Origin of the sequence: Peribacillus sp. NPDC097225 (genome assembly GCF_044761955.1) — a bacterium.
GTDB lineage: Bacteria > Bacillota > Bacilli > Bacillales > DSM-1321 > Peribacillus.
The window spans coordinates 594,744-613,812 of the sequence record NZ_JBIWDJ010000002.1 but is presented as its reverse complement, the minus strand read 5'-3'; the positions used below and the strand labels follow the sequence as shown (position 1 = coordinate 613,812).

The following is a 19,069-nucleotide window of genomic DNA, read 5'->3' as shown; positions in this document are numbered from 1 at the left end:
TACCGGGGGTGAACGTATGACAAAATTGCGTGTATATGAATATGCAAAACAGAAAAACGTTTCAAGTAAAGACGTAATAAATAAACTTAAAGAAATGAATATAGAGGTAACAAACCATATGACAGCATTAGACGATTCAACTGTAAACAAATTAAACGATTCTCTTAAACCAAAAAGCGAAGAACCAACCCAAGCAGCTGCTGAACCAAAAGCAAATGCAACGGTTGCGAAATACGAAGCTGAAGCAGATGAGAAAAGCACGATCAATAAAGAAAAGCTAAAGAAAAAGCCACCAGTTAAACCGTTGGGCACTAAAAAACCATCAGGACAGTTTAGCAGGGGAAGAAATAACCGTAATAAGAATAACAAACAAAGACAATCGGCGCCGCAGGCACCAGTTACAAAACGTAAGGAAAGAGAACTTCCAGAAAAAATTACGTTTTATGAGTCTTTGACTGTCATGGAACTTGGTAAGAAACTTCACCGTGAACCTTCTGAAATCATTAAGAAGCTTTTCATGCTTGGAGTCATGGCTACAATCAACCAAACGTTGGATAAAGATGCTATCGAATTAATCTGTACTGAGTACGGAGTATTGGCTGAAGAAGAGATTCGTGTTGACTTGACAGATCTTGAGTCATTAGTGACTGAAGATGCTTCTGAAGATTTAATCGAACGTCCAGCAGTCGTAACTATCATGGGTCACGTCGATCATGGTAAAACGACATTGCTTGATTCTATTCGCCATACGAAAGTAACAGAAGGCGAAGCGGGCGGAATCACTCAACATATCGGTGCTTACCAAGTCAAAGTCAATGACAAGAAAATCACATTCCTTGATACACCAGGACATGCTGCGTTTACAACAATGCGTGCTCGTGGAGCTTTAATCACGGATATTACGATTCTTGTTGTAGCAGCGGATGACGGTGTAATGCCGCAAACAATTGAAGCGATTAACCATGCTAAAGCAGCGGATGTTCCAATCATTGTTGCTGTTAATAAAATGGATAAAGAAGCAGCTAATCCTGACCGCGTCATGCAAGAATTAACAGAGCATGGTTTAGTTTCTGAAGCATGGGGTGGAGATACGATCTTCGTACCTATTTCTGCCAAAACGGGCGAAGGAATTGATAACTTGCTGGAAATGATTCTACTAGTTAGTGAAGTAGAAGAATATAAAGCCAATCCAACCCGTAAAGCGAACGGAACGGTTATAGAAGCACGTTTGGATAAAGGCCGTGGCTCTGTAGCGACGTTACTAGTCCAAAACGGTACTTTGAAAGTCGGAGACCCAATCGTTATCGGTAACACTTTCGGCCGTGTACGTGCCATGGTCAGTGATCTTGGACGTCGTGTTAAGGATGCAGGTCCATCAACACCGGTTGAAATCACTGGATTGAATGAAGTTCCACAAGCAGGCGACCGTTTCATCGTCTTTGAAGATGAGAAAACAGCCCGCCAAGTTGGGGAAGTACGTGCACAGAGACAACTTGCTTCACAACGTAATGAAAAATCACGTGTAACACTTGATACATTGTTTGAACAAATGAAAGAAGGGGAAATTAAGGAATTGAACATCATCTTAAAAGCGGATGTTCAAGGTTCTGCTGAAGCAGTAGCCGCTTCCCTGAATAAAATAGAAGTAGAAGGCGCTAAAGTAAAAATCATTCATATCGGCGTCGGTGCTATCACAGAGTCTGATATCATCCTTGCTACCGCTTCTAATGCAATCGTAATTGGTTTTAATGTTCGTCCAGATGCGAATGCGAAGCGTGCCGCTGAATCAGAACAAGTTGATGTTCGCCTTCACCGTATCATATACAAAGCAATTGAAGAGATTGAATCGGCTATGAAAGGGATGCTTGATCCTGAGTTCGAAGAAAAAATCATTGGTCAAGCTGAAGTTCGTACAACTTTCAAAGTATCTAAAGTTGGTACAATTGCTGGTTCATATGTTACCGAAGGAAAACTTACGCGTGACAGCGGAATTCGCTTAATTCGTGAAGGTGTTGTCATTTACGAAGGTGAAATTGACGCATTGAAACGTTTTAAAGATGACGTTAAAGAAGTGGCAACAAATTATGAATGTGGTATTACCATTAAAAATTACAATGACCTTAAAGAGGGCGATGTAATTGAGGCTTATATAATGGAAGAGATCGAGCGTAAATGATCGTTGGATCCGTCCAATGTGAGTGCATAATCTATGACACCCATTCTTTGAAAGAAAAACGAGCTGTGTTGCAACGTGTCATGACACGGCTTAAGCAGAAGCTTAATGTCTCGGTAGCGGAAACGGATTTCCAGGATCTTTGGCAGCGTACTAAGATTTCTATCGTAACCGTTTCATCCTCAAGGAAAGCTACTGAGAGGGAACTTCAAAATGCCCTTAAATTTCTAGATTCATTTCCGGAAATTGAGCGCACAATAACAGATATAGACTGGCTATAAGCTAGCGAGGTGATATTATGAGCCTTCGAGCAAATCGTGTGGGCGAACAAATGAAAAAAGAGCTGAGTGAAATCATCGGCCGCAAAATTAAAGATCCAAGAATCGGATTCGTCACAGTAACGGATGTTGAAGTGACAGGCGATTTACAACAAGCAACAGTTTATATCTCTGTCTTGGGAGACCAGGAACAACGGGAAAAAACTTTGCAGGGTCTTGAAAAGGCAAAAGGATTCATGCGTTCAGAAATTGGGCAAAGAATTCGCTTGCGTAAAACTCCGGAGTTGTTTTTTGAATTTGATGAATCCGTCGATTATGGTAACCGTATCGAATCATTAATTTCTCAAATCAAAAAAGAGGAAAAACCTTCAGTAAAAGACGAAGAATAAGCAAGCAGTAAATGGAGGCTGACTCAATAAGTGCTTTGCACTTCTTGGCTCGGCCTCTTTTTTTTGAAATGACAAGATTAATGAGGTGAAGGAATGGACGGCATACTCCCATTATGGAAACCAAAGGGAATGACATCCCATGATTGTGTTTTTAAATTAAGGAAGATTTTAAAAACGAAAAAAGTCGGACATACGGGCACTTTAGATCCTGAAGTCACCGGTGTTTTACCGATATGTATCGGCAGGGCAACGAAAATTGCCGAATACTTAACAGAAGCAGGTAAAGCGTATGAAGGGGAAGTGACGCTTGGTTTTTCAACGGCTACCGAAGATGCGACTGGAGAAAAAGTGGCGGAACAAAAGGTAACCGAAACATTTCAACGTTCACAAATCCTTGAGGTATTGAAATCCCTAACAGGAAAAATTGAACAAACTCCGCCAATGTTCTCAGCTGTCAAGGTAAATGGCAAAAAGCTATATGAATATGCTCGGGCTGGGATAGAAGTGGAACGTCCAACACGGGAAGTAACTATTCATGATATTACTTTACTGGATGATCGTTCAGAATTCAAAGGTGAAACCATTTCCTTCCGGTTTCGTGTCAAGTGTAGCAAAGGAACCTATATTCGGACATTAGCGGTGATGATGGGCGAAAGATTGGGATACCCGGCACATATGTCGGACTTGGTCCGGATTGAAGCGGCTGGCTTTACGCTTGAGGATTGTTTCACGTTCGCTGAGGTGGAAGAATTCATGGAATCAGAAAAGACAGGAGATTTTCTGTTGCCATTAGAACGTGGATTGTTACATTTGCCGAAATTCCAGATTAATGATAAAGTAGCAAAGAAAGTACTTAACGGTGCGGTATTGGAACAAACGGAGGATGTTGTTTTTGAAAAGGGGCAACCATTTGTCATGATGGATCCCACTGATAAGGCGATTGCCATTTATCAAATACATCCCACAAAAGAAGGGTTAATTAAACCTGTCAAAGTTTTCGCACAAGAATCATAGACCGTTTTTGCCGTCGGAAAGAGGAGATTGAAAGGTGAAAGTGATTGCATTAGAGCATCCTCATCAATTTAAACCGGATGACTTCCCTGAGCTTGTCATGGCACTTGGTTTTTTTGATGGCATCCATAAAGGACATCAAACTGTCATCCAAACCGCTAAGCAAAAGGCTCATGAAATGAATCTTATGTCAGCAGTCATGACATTTGATCCACATCCTTCCGCTGTATTAGGGAAGAAAGTGGGAAACATTCGTTATATTACACCACTGGAAGATAAGATAAAAATCATAGAAACGATGGAAATCGATTACCTATTTGTCGTCAACTTCAGTAAGGAATTCGCTTCGATGCTACCTGAGGAGTTTGTGGATGATTACATAGTGGGTCTGAATGTCCGTCACGTTGTAGCAGGTTTTGATTATTCTTATGGCCGCTATGGTAATGGATCGATGGATGATCTACCTGCCTATGCTAAGGGAAGATTTGGTCAAACCGTCGTTGCAAAGCAGACATTCGAGGACGGAAAGGTAAGTTCCACAAGAATCAGGGAGACGCTCAGCAATGGTGATTTTTCTGACTTCTATCATTTAGCGGGTCGTCGCTATGTAACAAAGGGACATGTAGTCCATGGAGAAAAGCGGGGGAGAAAGTTAGGATTCCCGACCGCGAATATTGAAGTGAGTGATGATTACATATTCCCCGCACCTGGCGTATATGCAGTCAGGATTAAAATAAGTGGATCCTGGTATGATGGGGTGTGCAATGTAGGGTATAAGCCGACATTCCATGAAGAAAAACCCGAATATCCTAGCGTAGAAGTTCATGCATTAGGTTTTACAGGAGATATCTATGGAGAACAGGTGTCAGTCGAGTGGCATATTAGGTTGAGAAGCGAGCGCAAATTCTCGGGACTTGAAGAGTTAGTCAACCAGATTGAAATTGACAAGCAAAATACGCAAGCATATTTTGCCGAATTGAACGGGTAACATTGTAAGAAACCAAAAGGATAGAAGACAAGGCTTGCAATTTTGACGGAAAACATGTATTCTATTGTATGTATGAAAATAACCATTGCTTGGCTAGTCGAGACTCCGACGCTGGCTCGGTAATAGGTGATTTTACAGAATTTTAGGAGGAATAATAACATGGCTATTACACAAGAACGCAAAAACGAACTTATCGCTGAGTTCAGAACTCACGATACTGACACTGGATCTCCAGAAGTTCAAATCGCAGTACTAACAGAAGAAATCAACAACTTGAACGGTCACTTACGCACACACAAAAAAGATCACCATTCTCGTCGCGGTCTTCTTAAAATGGTAGGTAAACGTCGTAATCTTTTAACTTACCTACGTAATAAAGACGTTACTCGTTACCGTACACTAATTAACACATTAGGTCTACGTAGATAATTTTTTTAAAAAAAGCGGGAAATTTCCCGCTTTTTTGATGTTATTCAAATGATTTGGACGCTATCAATTTTTAGGCTAAGCCATCGTCCTTTGGACTCGGCAGCCGCCGAGTTTTTTTCTACTCATAAATGATTAAGATATATACATAATTGAATGAATAAATATTTAGTCATATTACTGTTAACACTTGTTTTTTTCGTGCATAATAGTGATAGTTTGGTTATAACTTGAGTTCAATTACTTTCACATATAATGATTTATTTTAATAAAGGTTTAGGTAAACTAAGCCTCTAATAGCGAAGATTCAGAGAGGGGTTTAATAAATGGGACAGGGAAAACATACGTATTCATTTGACTGGGCCGGCCGTAATGTAACGGTAGAAATCGGTCAGTTGGCCAAACAAGCGAACGGAGCCGTTTTAGTCCGTTATGGCGAAACAGCTGTCTTAAGTACAGCAACTGCTTCTAAAGAACCTAGAAACGTCGACTTCTTCCCGTTGACAGTCAACTACGAAGAAAGACTGTATGCAGTCGGTAAAATTCCAGGGGGCTTCATTAAACGTGAGGGTAGACCGAGTGAAAGAGCTATTTTGGCAAGCCGTCTAATTGACCGTCCAATTCGTCCACTATTTGCGGATGGTTTCAGGAACGACGTTCAAATCATCAGCATGGTCATGAGTGTTGATCAAGATTGTTCTACAGAAATGGCAGCAATGCTAGGTTCTTCCCTTGCACTTTCAGTTTCTGACATTCCGTTTGAAGGACCAATCGCGGGCGTAGTAGTAGGAAGAATCAATAATGAATTCATCATAAACCCTACTGTTGACCAACTTGCGAAAAGTGATATCAACTTAACGGTTGCTGGAACAAAGGACGCTATCAACATGGTTGAAGCTGGAGCGAATGAAGTGCCTGAAGAAACAATGCTTGAAGCCATCATGTTTGGACATGATGAAATCAAGAAGGTCATTGCATTCCAAGAAAAAATCGTTGCTGAAATTGGCAAGGAAAAGCTACAAATCACTTTGTATAAAGTGGATGAAGAACTTGAAGCAGAAGTGAAAGGCCTATGTGAGGCGGAACTTAACAAAGCTGTACAAGTTCAGGAAAAACATGCACGTGAAGCCGCCATCAAAGAGGTTAAAGATGATGTGTTGGCTAAATACGAAGAAGAAACTGATGAAGAAAAACTAAAACAAATTAAAGAAATTTTAAATAAACTGGTTAAATCAGAAGTCCGCCGTTTAATCACGGAAGAAAAAGTACGTCCGGATGGCCGTAATCCTGATGAAATCAGACCATTGTCATCTGAAGTTACGATTTTACCACGTACCCACGGCTCTGGATTGTTCACACGCGGACAAACACAAGCACTATCCATTTGTACACTGGGAGCACTAGGAGATGTACAAATTTTGGACGGGCTTGGAACAGAAGAGTCAAAACGCTTTATGCATCATTATAACTTCCCACATTTCAGTGTTGGGGAAACAGGTCCGATCCGCGGGGCAGGACGTCGTGAAATCGGTCACGGTGCACTTGGTGAAAGAGCATTAGAACCAGTCATTCCAAATGATAAAGACTTCCCTTATACAATCAGACTTGTATCTGAAGTACTTGAATCTAATGGATCAACATCTCAAGCAAGTATCTGTGCTAGTACGCTAGCTATGATGGACGCGGGTGTTCCATTGAAAGCACCGGTTGCAGGTATCGCAATGGGTCTTGTAAAAACAGGTGAGCATTATACGATCCTGACTGATATTCAAGGCATGGAAGATCACCTTGGCGATATGGACTTTAAAGTGGCTGGAACATCTAAAGGTGTTACCGCTCTTCAAATGGATATCAAAATTGATGGTCTTTCAAGAGAAATTCTTGAAGAAGCATTGCTTCAAGCTAAAAAAGGCCGCATGCATATCTTGGAATCGATGATTGCTACAATCAATCAACCGCGTGAAAAATTGTCCAAATATGCGCCTAAAATCGTTACAATGACCATTAATCCGGACAAAATCCGCGATGTTATCGGACCTAGTGGTAAACATATCAATAAAATCATTGAAGAGACCGGCGTGAAAATCGATATCGAACAAGATGGTACGGTATTCATTTCTTCAACGGACGAACCGATGATCGAAAAAGCTAAAAAAATCATTGAAGACATCGTTCGTGAAGTCGTTGTGGGCGAACTATACTTAGGTAAAGTTAAACGCATTGAAAAATTCGGTTGCTTCGTGGAGATTTTCAATGGTAAAGATGGTTTGGTCCATATTTCGGAATTGGCTGAAGAAAGAGTCGGCAAAGTGGAAGATGTCGTTTCACTTGGCGATGAGCTATTAGTAAAGGTCACTGAGATTGACAAACAAGGTAGGGTTAACCTTTCTCGTAAAGCTGTACTTAAAGAACAAAAAGAAGCAGCTAATCCTTCTCAATCATAAGAAAAAAGAATATACGGCATGCGGTTCTCTTTATGAACCTGCATGCTTTTTTTGTTTGAAAAGGCCCCCTTATTTATAAGCATTTCAGCAATTGAAAGTTGTCATGTTCTACCTTGTCCATTTTCTTCATACATTTCTGTATGAAGGGGGCGTAAAAAATGAATAATAAATGGAAGCAGATAGTTGCGATAAGTGCCATTGCAGGTATATCATGGTTATTAGTGCAAAATCCATATACACAAGTTTATTTGACCCAGTTAACGAATCAATCAGTGGCTACCATGAAGCAGGAAGATGAACTGCTTACCGAGATAAAAGGATCAGCCCAAAAATATGAGATTGCACCCCAAGATGCACGAATAGATTCGGTTTGGAAGACCGTTCCTGGGTATAATGGCCTTACGGTCAATATCCAGGCTTCGTATAAAGCAATGAAGAAGGAGGATAAATTCGATAAGGATAAGCTTGTGTATGAACAAGTTCCCCCAAAAGTCCATTTAAAAGATCTTGAGCCTGCACCCATTTACCGGGCACATCCGGAAAAGCAGGTTGTATCATTTTTAATCAATGTGGCTTGGGGAAATGAATACCTACAAGATATGTTGGCTGTGTTGAAGAAGCATAATGTAAAGGCGACGTTTTTTCTAGAAGGGAAATGGACGAAAAATAATCCGGAATTCGCAAAAATGATTGTGGATGGTGGTCATGAAATAGGCAATCATTCATACTCGCATCCTAATATGCAAACCATTTCCTCACAGGCAACACGGGAGGAAATCACCAAGACGAATGAAGTGGTGGAAGCTGTGACGGGCGTGAAGATGAATTGGTTCGCCCCTCCAAGTGGGAGTTATCGAGACGAAACGGTCAAAATTGCGAGTTCTTTAGGAATGGGGACCGTGATGTGGAGTGTGGATACGATTGACTGGCAAAAACCCAGCCCCGAGGTCCTTCAACAAAGGGTCCTTTCTAAAGTTCACCCTGGAGCTTTTATTTTAATGCATCCGACAGAATCTACAGCCAAATCCTTGGAGACGTTAATTATTAATATAGAAAAGAAAGACCTGGAAGTTGTTAAGGTTTCGGAAGCAGTTAGTGAGGAACGTTTGAATCCGTAAGGCTTTGGTTACGATAGCAGCATAGAATGATTGGGAGGAATGTTAGTTGATTAAGAAATACACGTGTCAAAATGGAGTAAGAATAGTATTGGAAAATATTCCAACAGTGCGTTCAGCGGCAATTGGAGTTTGGATCAAGACCGGTTCGCGGAATGAAACACCGGAACTGAATGGTGTATCCCATTTTCTTGAGCATATGTTTTTCAAAGGGACGACAACGAGGAACGCGCGTGAAATCGCCGAGTCGTTTGACAGCATTGGCGGCCAAGTGAATGCATTTACTTCAAAAGAGTATACATGCTACTATGCTAAAGTAATGGATAACCATGCAAGCTATGCTCTTGAAATTCTTGCTGATATGTTCTTCAACTCTACATTTGATGAGGAAGAATTGAAAAAAGAAAAAAATGTTGTCTATGAAGAAATCAAAATGTATGAAGATACACCCGATGATATCGTCCATGACCTTTTGAGCAAGGCTGTCTATGAAAATCATCCTCTTGGCTATCCAATCCTTGGTACGGAAAGTACGTTGGAAACATTCAATAGTGAAACACTTAAGAAATATGTTCATGATATGTATACGCCTGATAAAGTCGTCATCTCGATTGCTGGAAATGTGGACGAGAAGTTGATTCAGGAAGTGGAAAGTTACTTTGGTTCCTATCAAGGTGGGGAAGAGCGTCTTGAATTGGTGAAGCCTTCATTCCATGAAAATAGAATCACTCGTAAAAAAGAGACTGAACAAGCACACCTATGCCTCGGTTTCAAAGGTTTGGAAATCGGAAATGATAAAACCTATAGTCTAGTCACATTGAATAATATCCTTGGAGGTAGCATGAGTAGCCGTCTATTCCAAGAGGTCCGTGAGCAACGTGGGCTGGCCTACTCGGTATATTCTTACCATTCAAGCTACCAGGATACGGGTTTAGTGACCATTTATGGTGGGACAGGCACAAGCCAGCTTGACAGCTTGTATGATACGATCCAGGAGACGCTTGCTACGCTGAAAAGAGACGGAATCACAGAAAAAGAATTGCGAAATAGTAAGGAACAGCTAAAAGGTAGCTTAATGCTAAGCCTTGAGAGCACAAACAGCCGAATGAGCCGTAATGGCAAAAATGAGCTAATGCTAGGTGAGCATCGTTCACTGGATGATATCATAGTCAAGATTGATGAAGTTACGGAAGATAGTGTCAATGAACTAGCAAACCGTATCTTCACAGAACACTCTTTATCGTTGGTGAGCCCTTTGGAAAATTGGGATAAATAAATATCTACGACCTGTTCTTCTGTTTAGGAGGGCAGGTTTTTTTTTGGAAGGAAGGGGACGACTATTTTAATAAATGCCTTCTAAGTTCTCTTGATTTCGGATATAGATGGAATTAAGGAGAAAAAAAGGGGGATTCGGATTTGAGGCTGAGTGAATTAAGTGGAAAAGAGATAGTCGATGTGAACAGGGCAGAACGATTAGGTGTCCTGGGACAAACGGATTTGGAATTTGACGAAACTGGACAAATTACCACTTTGGTCATTCCTTCAGTAAAATGGTTTGGGCTTTTCAGAAATGGAAGTGAGATCAGGGTACCATGGAATCACATTAAAAAAGTGGGAACGGATATGCTTATCATCGATTTTAGGGAAGAACTTGAAGCTCATTCGGTGGAAGACGGAGAACATATGGATGGATAGGAATGAAAATGAGAAAAGACTAATGAGCGCCTTAGCTGGTAATAGCTATAGGCGTTTTTACTTTTCTAATCACCGTTCTTTATTTCAGTACATAAGATGGATGGAGACTGAATGAATATCGGATAACAAAACGCCTTCAAGAGTTGATCTTGGGCGAGGAGTGGGTTGGATTTTTAAAAAGAAGGTGACGATTTAATGCTCACAGACATGCAAATCGCTGTAATCGGTGGGGATGCGCGTCAGCTTGAAGTTGTTCGTAAACTGACTGAGCTAGATGCGAAGCTGTTTTTAGTAGGGTTTGAACAGCTTGACCATGCGTTTACAGGTGCGGTTAAGGAGAAATTAGAAGATATAAATTTTACGGAACTGGATGCAGTTATCCTGCCTGTACGAGGGACTGATTCAACCGGTAAAGTGGAAACCATCTTCTCCAGTGAAGATGTTTTCTTGACCGAGTCCATGATAAATGACACGCCAAAGGATTGTGTATTTTATTCAGGAATCAGTAATGATTACCTCGATCGACTATTCAAGGAAGCGGATCGTAAACTCGTACTCTTATTTGAACGAGACGATGTAGCGATATACAATTCGATTCCCACCGTAGAGGGCGCAATCATGATGGCTATTCAACACACGGATTTTACCATCCATGGATCGGATGTTGCCGTTCTAGGCCTAGGAAGGGTTGGGATGAGTGTGGCACGATCATTTCAAGCACTTGGAGCCAAAGTGAAGGTAGGGGCGAGGAAAAGCGAAGATATTGCGAGAATTACTGAAATGGCGATAATCCCTTTTCATCTAAATGATCTTGCGTCCGAAATGAAAAATGTTGATATTTGCATTAATACCATCCCTTTTCCCATCATTACAGCAGACGTTCTTGCAAACATGCCCGTTCATACTTTGATTATTGACCTTGCTTCAAAGCCTGGGGGGACGGATTTTCGTTTTGCGGAAAAAAGGGGAATTAAAGCGTTATTGGCGCCAAGCCTACCGGGGATAGTGGCCCCGAAAACTGCCGGTCAAATTTTGGCGAATGCACTTGGGGTCTTGATCCAAGGGGAATTCTTGAAAAGAAAGGGGAAAAAATTATGAGTCTGAAAGGTAAACGGATCGGTTTTGGATTGACAGGATCGCATTGCACATACGATAGTGTGTTTCCCGAGATAGAAAAACTTATAAATGAAGGGGCAGAAGTCATTCCGATTGTGACATCCACTGTTCAAAATACGGAAACACGCTTTGGAAATGGGGAGGACTGGGTTGCACGTATAGAAAAATTGACGGGAAATGAAGCCGTTGATACAATCGTCAAAGCAGAGCCATTAGGACCTAAATTGCCGCTAGACTGCATGGTCATTGCTCCGTTGACCGGGAATTCGATGAGTAAGATGGCAAATGCCCTTACAGATTCGCCTGTACTTATGGCTGCAAAAGCGACGATGAGAAATCACCGTCCAGTTGTGGTTGCGATTTCAACCAACGATGCCCTTGGTTTGAATGGTGTAAATTTAATGAGGCTGATGGCTGCAAAGGATATCTATTTTGTTCCATACGGCCAAGATAATCCGGTAGGCAAACCGAGCTCGATGGTGGCGAGAATGAGTTTGATTCGGGATACCATCGTGGCGGCAATAGAAGGAGAACAAATACAGCCAGTGATTATTGAAAGGTTCAAAGATGATGTAATCTAATTGTCGTTCCACAATGCCTAAATCCAGGAAATGTCATTTGTTCATGCTTTGCAACCAGGTGGAATTATCGTTAAGAACCAAAAACAATCTATACTACCAGAATATTTTGTTAAAGTGCGTTCTTTCGAATGTTAATGTGTTAAAATATATGATATTCTGAGCAAGTAGAAATGAATAGACAAATTATAAACCAACTTTTAGAGATAGAAAAGGAGTATGGACAAATGACCGGGACACAGGGATTGCATATTGCAGTAGTAGGAGCGACTGGAGCAGTAGGACAACAAATGATTTCAACACTTGAACAACGGGATCTACCGATTAAGAAAATCATCTTTTTATCATCGGCTCGTTCTGCAGGGACTAAATTGTCATTTAAAGGCGAAGAAATCGAAGTTCAGGAAGCAAAACCTGAAAGCTTTGAAGGCATAGATATCGCTCTTTTCAGTGCAGGAGGAAGTGTGTCTAAGGAATTGGCTCCTGAAGCAGTAAAAAGAGGAGCGATAGTAGTAGATAATACAAGCGCGTTCCGCATGGATGAAAATGTTCCGCTTGTTGTACCGGAAGTAAATGAAGAGGACTTGAAACAGCATAACGGAATCATTGCCAACCCGAATTGCTCAACAATCCAGATGGTTGTTGCATTGGAACCAATCCGTCAAGAGTTTGGTTTATCAAAGGTAGTCGTTTCAACATACCAGGCAGTATCTGGAGCTGGAGTCGCTGCGATAAACGAACTAAAGGATCAGGCTCGTGATCTTCTGGATGAAAAAGAAATCGAACCAAAAATCTTGCCGGTAAAAGGGGATGCCAAGCATTATCAAATTGCTTTCAATGTCATTCCACAAATCGATAGGTTCCAAGATAATGGATTCACGTTTGAAGAAATGAAAATGATTAATGAAACAAAGAAAATCATGCATATGGAAGAGCTACCTGTAGCGGCAACTTGCGTAAGGCTTCCCGTTGTAACGGGGCATTCGGAATCCGTATACATCGAAGTCGAAAAAGAAGGCATTTCTGCGTCTGAGATCAAGAATTTGATGAAAACGGCACCGGGAGTCGTATTAGAAGATGAGCCAGAACAACAGGTTTATCCAACGCCTGCATCATCTGTCGGCAAGAATGACGTATTCGTTGGCCGGATCCGTAAAGATTTAGATGAAGATAAAGGCTTCCATTTATGGATAGTTTCCGATAACCTATTAAAAGGGGCAGCATGGAATTCTGTCCAAATAGCTGAAAGCCTTTTAAAATTAGGGTTAGTGACTGTTAAGTAAGGTAAAAACTCAAGCAGCTAAGCCTTGTCAACATGATAGAGAGTTAGGTCAGCTTCCTTAACGGGGGAGCTGGCTTATATTTGGGGTGAGAATAGTGAAAATAATCGTCCAGAAATTCGGTGGGACATCAGTCCGGGACGAAGAGAGCCGGGCCCATGCCAAGAATCATATCGAAAGGGCAATTAAAGAAGGCTACAAAGTGGTGGTCGTTGTTTCTGCCATGGGTAGGAAGGGCGATCCATATGCGACGGATACGTTACTTTCTTTAGTGAATGGTTCCAACGCCCGCCTCTCCAAGCGGGAACAGGATTTACTAATGTCGGTAGGGGAAACGATCTCTTCTGTCGTATTTACGAATATGTTATTGGAACATGGAATCGAGGCTACTGCATACACAGGTGCTCAAGCAGGGTTCCAGACGAATTATGAATTTTCGAGTGCGAAAATCATTGAAATGAAATGTGACCGTCTTCTGAAAGAACTTGAATTGAAGGATGTCGTCGTGGTCGCAGGCTTCCAAGGGGCCGCTAAAAATGGGGACATGACAACTATTGGACGAGGTGGAAGTGACACTTCGGCTGCTGCATTGGGAGCGGCTTTACAGGCTGACCGCATTGATATTTTCACGGATGTCGAAGGCATCATGACCGCTGATCCACGGATTGCGGAGCATGCCCGCCCATTATCGATCGTTTCTTATACTGAGGTATGCAATATGGCATATCAAGGCGCTAAAGTCATCCATCCCCGTGCGGTCGAAATTGCTATGCAGTCGAAAGTACCAATCCGGATCCGTTCGACATACAGTGAAGGGTTGGGAACCCTGGTTACCAGCGTCAATAAAGGAAGCCAAGGTAGTGATATCAGGGAAAGACTCGTTACAGGAATCGCTCATGTTTCGAAAATTACCCAAATTAAGGTGAATGCAAAAAAAGGACAATATAATTTACAGGCAGAAGTGTTTAAAGCGATGGCAAATGCATCTATTTCCGTAGACTTTATCAATATTTCTCCGCATGGTGTCGTGTATACGGTCACGGAAGAGATGACCGAACTTGCACTTTCCATTCTTACAGGAATGGGACATGAGCCTCTCGTTGAGCGGAATTGTGCGAAGGTATCAGTCGTGGGCGCAGGCATCAACGGAGTACCTGGGGTTGCATCAAAAATTGTCACAGCATTATCGGAAAATGAAATCTCGATTCTACAATCCGCGGATAGCCATACGACTATTTGGGTTCTAGTGAAGGAAGAAGATTTAATCAAGGCTGTAAATTCACTTCATGATGCATTCCATTTACATGAAATAGAAGCAGAATAATCTATAATCTATATAGAGGTTTTAAAAATTAAAGAGGTGTTAAATAATGATATTTGGTAGAGTATCAACCGCAATGGTCACCCCTTTCGATAGCAAGGGAAACGTTGATTTTCAAAAAACAACTAAATTAGTCAATTACTTATTATCGAACGGAACGGATTCGCTTGTACTTGCGGGTACAACAGGGGAATCGCCGACATTATCCTCGGAAGAGAAGATAGCCTTGCTTCGCCATGTCACCAAGGTTGTAGAAAAACGGGTGCCAATCATCATGGGAACTGGGAGCAATAACACATATGCTTCCATTGAGCTGACTAAAAAAGCAGAAAAGAATGGCGCCGACGCAATCATGTTGGTAGCTCCTTATTATAGTAAAACGAATCAAGAAGGCCTATACCAACATTTTAAAGCGATTGCCGAAAGTACGACATTGCCGGTCATGGTTTATAACATTCCGGGACGTGCTTCGGTCAATATTGAACCGGAGACCATTATTCGCCTTGCGGAAATACCGAATATCGTGGCTGTGAAAGAGGCGAGCGGCGATTTAAACGCCATGACCCAAATCATTGCCGAAACGGATGAAGATTTCGCTTTATATAGTGGCGATGATGCTTTAACCCTTCCTGTACTAGCAATCGGTGGGGTTGGGGTCGTATCGGTTGCTTCCCATGTAGCCGGGAATGAAATGCAGCAAATTGTTGAAGCTTTCGTCACTGGGAACTTAACGGAAGCGGCGAGACTTCATCAGGAGCTACTCCCGCTCATAAAAGGCTTATTTGCAGCACCAAGCCCTGCGCCTGTCAAAACGGCTCTTCAAATTCGTGGCATAGATGTAGGCTCAGTCAGGTTACCAATTGTACCATTGACTGAAAAAGAGCGCTTAACGCTCATATCCGTCTTAAATAAATAAAAATAATCACCAAACAAGCTGATCGTTTAATGATTGGCTTGTTTTTACATAGAGAATGATTAGTTTTGGGATTCCCGTATTATTTTCTTTCCAGTTATAGGATAAAGGCTTATACTTCTAATAGTCTTTTCTTTAAAAAAGACAAAAATTGAGAAGTGGGACCTATACATATACGCATGGCCAAGTAGAGGAAAAAATCTTTCTAAAAATGGTATGTGTTGTCATGTTTTTTGAACTTGAGTTATAATGAAATCATTGGAACTTATGAACGGCTATTTTTTAAGGAGGATATTCGATTGGGTAAAGATAAAAATAATGGAATTAAAGTGATTTCTCTTGGGGGACAAGGGGAACTTGGTAAAAATATGTATGTAGTTGAGGTGAACGATGACCTTTATCTTTTGGATGCAGGTTTGATGTTGCCGGAAGAAGAAATGCTTGGCATCGATGCTGTTATACCTGATATTTCTTATTTGATGGATAACAAAGAACGGATTCAGGGGATTTTTATAACGCATGGTCATGAAGATCATATGGGAGCCCTAGCTTATGTATTGAAGTATTTACCTGTTCCTGTTTATGGGACAAAGTTAACACTAGCGCTGATTAAGACTAAGTTGAAGGAAGATGGCTTTAATGGCCGGGCAATTTTTACTGAGATTGACTCTGATTCCCTTTTGAGTTTCCCAGAGGCTGCTGTTTCCTTTTTCCGTACGAACCATAGTATCCCTGATTCTGTGGGAGTGGTCATCCATACTCGTGAAGGGGCCATCGTCTACACCGGTGATTTCAAGTTTGATCAAGCTGCGACCGAACTGTATAAACCGGAAATAGGCAAAATGGCAAGCATAGGAGAAGAAGGGGTCCTATGTCTTCTATCTGATAGCACAGGAGCGGAGAAACCAGGCTATACACCATCCGAAGCGGTAGTGGCCAAGGATATTACCGAAGCTTTCCGGTCCACATCCGGAAGAATTATCGTTGCCTGCTTTGCTTCGAACGTAAATCGAATTCAGCATGTTTTCAACGCGGCTGCAGCGAATAAGAGGAAAGTGGCCGTTGTTGGAAAAAGTCTGAAGCGGGTATATGAAACAGCCTTAAATCTAGGTTACTTAAAAGTGGAAGAAGATTTAATCATTCCGGTCAGTGAAATCAGCCAATACGAAGACCGTGAAATTGTGGTGCTATCAACGGGTCATCAGGGGGAGCCGATAGCGGCACTTCAAAAAATGGCGAAGCAGACTCATAAGCAAGTTACGATTAAGAAAGGGGATACGGTCTTGATCAGTGCGTCCCCACTACAGGGTGGAGAACTCATTCTATCAAAAACCGTCGACTTACTTTACCGGGTGGGTGCGGAAGTCGTTTCTTCTAATAAATATAAGGTCCATGTTACGGGCCATGGTAGTCAGGAAGAATTGAAAATGATGATCAACCTGATGAACCCTAAGTTTTTCATACCGGTACATGGGGAATACCGTCACCTTTATTCTCACCAAAAAGTAGGTATCTCTGCCGGAATCAAGCCGGAAAACATTATGATTGCTGAAAAAGGTGACGTCATTGAAATGAATGGTGATAAGATTGCCCTTTCAGGCAAGGTAACTGCTGGAAATATTTTAATTGATGGCAGTGGTGTTGGTGATGTCGGGAATATCGTACTCCGTGATCGCCGTCTGTTATCACAAGATGGTATATTGATTGTTGTGGTCACGTTGAATCGACAAGATAAGAGCATTGCTGCAGGTCCGGAAATCATCTCCCGTGGATTCGTATATGTACGTGAATCAGAAAAAATGATGACGGAAGCAACAGCCATTGTCAATGAGATAGTGAAGAAAAACGGTTCTCGTCAGCCTTTCGATTGGTCCACGCTGAAACAGGAAATGCGTGATGCGCTAAACCAATTCTTCTATGAAAAAACAAAGCGTCGTCCGATGATATTACCCATCATCATGGAATATTAATAAAAAAGGGATTTTCATACCCCCTTTTTCAAGTAAAATAAGCGAAAATGCAAAAGGCGGCAACGTTCATACAACGTTTCTGCCTTTTTGTATTCCTTTCGATTTCGATTTTTAAAAGGGGCAAGGCTTTTTCTCATGCAGGCTATCTGACTGGAAGAATGAAGTTTAAGACTCGAGACATAATAAGGGCATAGGCTTTTGAGAAAGGGGTTGCCATAAGTGGATACACCATTACCAAATGAAAATGAAGGACGACAGGAAGGTAAAAATTCAACTTTAATTGAGAAGATTCAGCAGTTGGGAACAACAAGTGTCCCACAATTATCGAAAGACTCAAAAATCCATTGTTTGACGATCATTGGTCAAATTGAAGGTCACATGCAACTTCCTCCACAAAATAAAACGACAAAGTATGAGCATGTTATTCCTCAAATTGTTGCGATTGAACAAAATCCTAATATTGAGGGGTTACTTGTCATTTTAAATACCGTCGGAGGAGACGTGGAAGCGGGACTAGCCATTGCCGAGATGTTAGCTTCCTTGTCTAAGCCGTCCGTCTCCATCGTTTTAGGAGGCGGACATTCCATTGGGGTGCCGATTGCCGTATCTTGTGATTATTCCTTTATAGCAGAGACGGCGACCATGACGATCCATCCTATTAGGTTGACAGGTATGGTCATTGGAGTACCGCAAACATTTGAATACTTAGATAAAATGCAGGAACGGGTCATAAAGTTTGTCACACGGCATTCCAATGTTACCGAAGACAGTTTTAAAGATCTAATGTTCGCTAAAGGAAATTTAACGAGGGATATAGGCACGAATGTAATCGGGGTGGAAGCGGTCGATGTTGGAATGATTGATGGTGTCGGAGGAGTAGGGCAGGCGATGAGGAAACTGAATGAATTCATGGAGGAAAGAAGTACAAATAAAGGAGAAGAGGGGCTACTGCAATGACACTTTATACGATTGTTCCAGAAGAAATCATCTTCCCTCATCCCCATGAGAAAATTGCACAAATGATTGAAATGAAGGTGAATGGGGTTCATGTTATGGTGGAACATGAAGGAGGAAGTTCGTTTCGCATTGATCGGATCGTGAGTACGAATCCTGAGGATTACATGAAGACCAATGTACAGCCTGGTGAAGTCGTCAATGTATTCGAACCGTTGAGAAATTAGAAAAAAGGACCAACGGAGAGAAATTATGATATACTAATGAAAAAATTAGCAGCCCTTTGGCTGCTTTATTCATTGGTTTGTTTTTTCATGTTAGATAAGACACGATCAAGGGACAACATGATATTTTTTTGATATAATCGTTGAGCGAACGTTTGTTTCCGTTTCCTATTGAGTTGTACCATATGAATGTA

18 protein-coding genes are annotated in these 19,069 nt (G+C 41.5%); all 18 read left to right on the top strand.

All coding sequences use genetic code 11. The features are described 5' to 3' along the window. Positions 1-16 precede the first annotated feature (16 nt). The 18 genes from infB (at position 17) to ACIQXH_RS08750 (ending at position 18,878) form a co-directional block, all read left to right on the top strand. Positions 17-2,176 (top strand): translation initiation factor IF-2, encoded by a 2,160-nt coding sequence (gene infB / locus ACIQXH_RS08835; RefSeq protein ID WP_402868401.1) that lies wholly within the window; start codon positions 17-19, stop codon positions 2,174-2,176. After that, a complete protein-coding gene (locus ACIQXH_RS08830) occupies positions 2,173-2,454 on the top strand; it encodes a DUF503 domain-containing protein (RefSeq protein ID WP_402868403.1) in 282 nt (93 codons plus the stop codon). Before infB ends, ACIQXH_RS08830 begins: the two co-directional genes overlap by 4 nt. A gap of 17 nt (positions 2,455-2,471) precedes the next feature. Beyond that, positions 2,472-2,840 (top strand): 30S ribosome-binding factor RbfA, encoded by a 369-nt coding sequence (gene rbfA / locus ACIQXH_RS08825; protein WP_402868404.1) that lies wholly within the window; start codon positions 2,472-2,474, stop codon positions 2,838-2,840. Positions 2,841-2,933: 93 nt separating this feature from the next. Then, the gene (truB, locus tag ACIQXH_RS08820; protein ID WP_402868405.1) at positions 2,934-3,854 is read left to right on the top strand and encodes a tRNA pseudouridine(55) synthase TruB; all 921 of its coding nucleotides are present in this window, start codon (positions 2,934-2,936) and stop codon (positions 3,852-3,854) included. A 34-nt stretch (positions 3,855-3,888) separates the two neighbouring features. Next, complete coding sequence (ribF, locus tag ACIQXH_RS08815) at positions 3,889-4,839, top strand: bifunctional riboflavin kinase/FAD synthetase (RefSeq protein ID WP_402868407.1); 951 nt, start codon at positions 3,889-3,891, stop codon at positions 4,837-4,839. Between the two features lie 159 nt (positions 4,840-4,998). Further along, positions 4,999-5,268 carry a 30S ribosomal protein S15 gene (gene rpsO / locus ACIQXH_RS08810; protein WP_402868411.1) on the top strand — a complete coding sequence of 90 codons (270 nt, stop codon included), beginning with the start codon at positions 4,999-5,001 and terminating at the stop codon, positions 5,266-5,268. Positions 5,269-5,591: 323 nt separating this feature from the next. After that, positions 5,592-7,709 (top strand): polyribonucleotide nucleotidyltransferase, encoded by a 2,118-nt coding sequence (gene pnp / locus ACIQXH_RS08805; RefSeq protein WP_402868413.1) that lies wholly within the window; start codon positions 5,592-5,594, stop codon positions 7,707-7,709. A 158-nt stretch (positions 7,710-7,867) separates the two neighbouring features. Continuing rightward, entirely contained in the window at positions 7,868-8,827 is a 960-nt protein-coding gene (locus ACIQXH_RS08800; RefSeq protein ID WP_402868415.1) for a polysaccharide deacetylase family protein, read from the top strand. Between the two features lie 46 nt (positions 8,828-8,873). Beyond that, positions 8,874-10,100: a M16 family metallopeptidase gene (locus ACIQXH_RS08795; RefSeq protein WP_402868417.1), complete on the top strand. Its 1,227-nt coding sequence runs from the start codon at positions 8,874-8,876 to the stop codon at positions 10,098-10,100. 140 nt (positions 10,101-10,240) lie between these two features. Beyond that, positions 10,241-10,519 (top strand): YlmC/YmxH family sporulation protein, encoded by a 279-nt coding sequence (locus ACIQXH_RS08790; RefSeq protein WP_402868419.1) that lies wholly within the window; start codon positions 10,241-10,243, stop codon positions 10,517-10,519. A 195-nt stretch (positions 10,520-10,714) separates the two neighbouring features. After that, entirely contained in the window at positions 10,715-11,617 is a 903-nt protein-coding gene (gene dpaA / locus ACIQXH_RS08785) for a dipicolinic acid synthetase subunit A (RefSeq protein WP_402956345.1), read from the top strand. Next, complete coding sequence (locus ACIQXH_RS08780; protein WP_402956346.1) at positions 11,614-12,216, top strand: dipicolinate synthase subunit B; 603 nt, start codon at positions 11,614-11,616, stop codon at positions 12,214-12,216. The genes dpaA and ACIQXH_RS08780 overlap by 4 nt, the downstream gene beginning before the upstream one ends. A gap of 224 nt (positions 12,217-12,440) precedes the next feature. After that, positions 12,441-13,496, top strand: a complete 1,056-nt coding sequence (gene asd, locus ACIQXH_RS08775; RefSeq protein WP_402868424.1) for an aspartate-semialdehyde dehydrogenase — start codon at positions 12,441-12,443, stop codon at positions 13,494-13,496. A gap of 94 nt (positions 13,497-13,590) precedes the next feature. Further along, on the top strand, positions 13,591-14,817 hold the full coding sequence (gene dapG, locus ACIQXH_RS08770) for an aspartate kinase (protein ID WP_403123137.1): 1,227 nt from the start codon (positions 13,591-13,593) through the stop codon (positions 14,815-14,817). Positions 14,818-14,860: 43 nt separating this feature from the next. Beyond that, the gene (gene dapA, locus ACIQXH_RS08765) at positions 14,861-15,730 is read left to right on the top strand and encodes a 4-hydroxy-tetrahydrodipicolinate synthase (protein WP_402956501.1); all 870 of its coding nucleotides are present in this window, start codon (positions 14,861-14,863) and stop codon (positions 15,728-15,730) included. Positions 15,731-16,026: 296 nt separating this feature from the next. Then, positions 16,027-17,697 (top strand): ribonuclease J, encoded by a 1,671-nt coding sequence (locus ACIQXH_RS08760; protein WP_402868428.1) that lies wholly within the window; start codon positions 16,027-16,029, stop codon positions 17,695-17,697. Between the two features lie 219 nt (positions 17,698-17,916). Then, positions 17,917-18,654: a ClpP family protease gene (locus ACIQXH_RS08755; protein ID WP_402868430.1), complete on the top strand. Its 738-nt coding sequence runs from the start codon at positions 17,917-17,919 to the stop codon at positions 18,652-18,654. Continuing rightward, positions 18,651-18,878 (top strand): YlzJ-like family protein, encoded by a 228-nt coding sequence (locus ACIQXH_RS08750; RefSeq protein WP_402868431.1) that lies wholly within the window; start codon positions 18,651-18,653, stop codon positions 18,876-18,878. The genes ACIQXH_RS08755 and ACIQXH_RS08750 overlap by 4 nt, the downstream gene beginning before the upstream one ends. Positions 18,879-19,069 lie beyond the last annotated feature (191 nt).

What these genes read in the sequence shown, in the direction of transcription:
- rbfA (WP_402868404.1), top strand. Translation starts at nt 2,472, where the DNA reads ATGAGCCTTCGAGCAAATCGTGTGGGCGAACAAATGAAAAAAGAGCTG.
- asd (WP_402868424.1), top strand. Translation starts at nt 12,441, where the DNA reads ATGACCGGGACACAGGGATTGCATATTGCAGTAGTAGGAGCGACTGGA.
- ACIQXH_RS08800 (WP_402868415.1), top strand. Translation starts at nt 7,868, where the DNA reads ATGAATAATAAATGGAAGCAGATAGTTGCGATAAGTGCCATTGCAGGT.
- pnp (WP_402868413.1), top strand. Translation starts at nt 5,592, where the DNA reads ATGGGACAGGGAAAACATACGTATTCATTTGACTGGGCCGGCCGTAAT.
- truB (WP_402868405.1), top strand. Translation starts at nt 2,934, where the DNA reads ATGGACGGCATACTCCCATTATGGAAACCAAAGGGAATGACATCCCAT.
- rpsO (WP_402868411.1), top strand. Translation starts at nt 4,999, where the DNA reads ATGGCTATTACACAAGAACGCAAAAACGAACTTATCGCTGAGTTCAGA.
- ACIQXH_RS08830 (WP_402868403.1), top strand. Translation starts at nt 2,173, where the DNA reads ATGATCGTTGGATCCGTCCAATGTGAGTGCATAATCTATGACACCCAT.
- dpaA (WP_402956345.1), top strand. Translation starts at nt 10,715, where the DNA reads ATGCTCACAGACATGCAAATCGCTGTAATCGGTGGGGATGCGCGTCAG.
- ACIQXH_RS08780 (WP_402956346.1), top strand. Translation starts at nt 11,614, where the DNA reads ATGAGTCTGAAAGGTAAACGGATCGGTTTTGGATTGACAGGATCGCAT.
- infB (WP_402868401.1), top strand. Translation starts at nt 17, where the DNA reads ATGACAAAATTGCGTGTATATGAATATGCAAAACAGAAAAACGTTTCA.
- ACIQXH_RS08750 (WP_402868431.1), top strand. Translation starts at nt 18,651, where the DNA reads ATGACACTTTATACGATTGTTCCAGAAGAAATCATCTTCCCTCATCCC.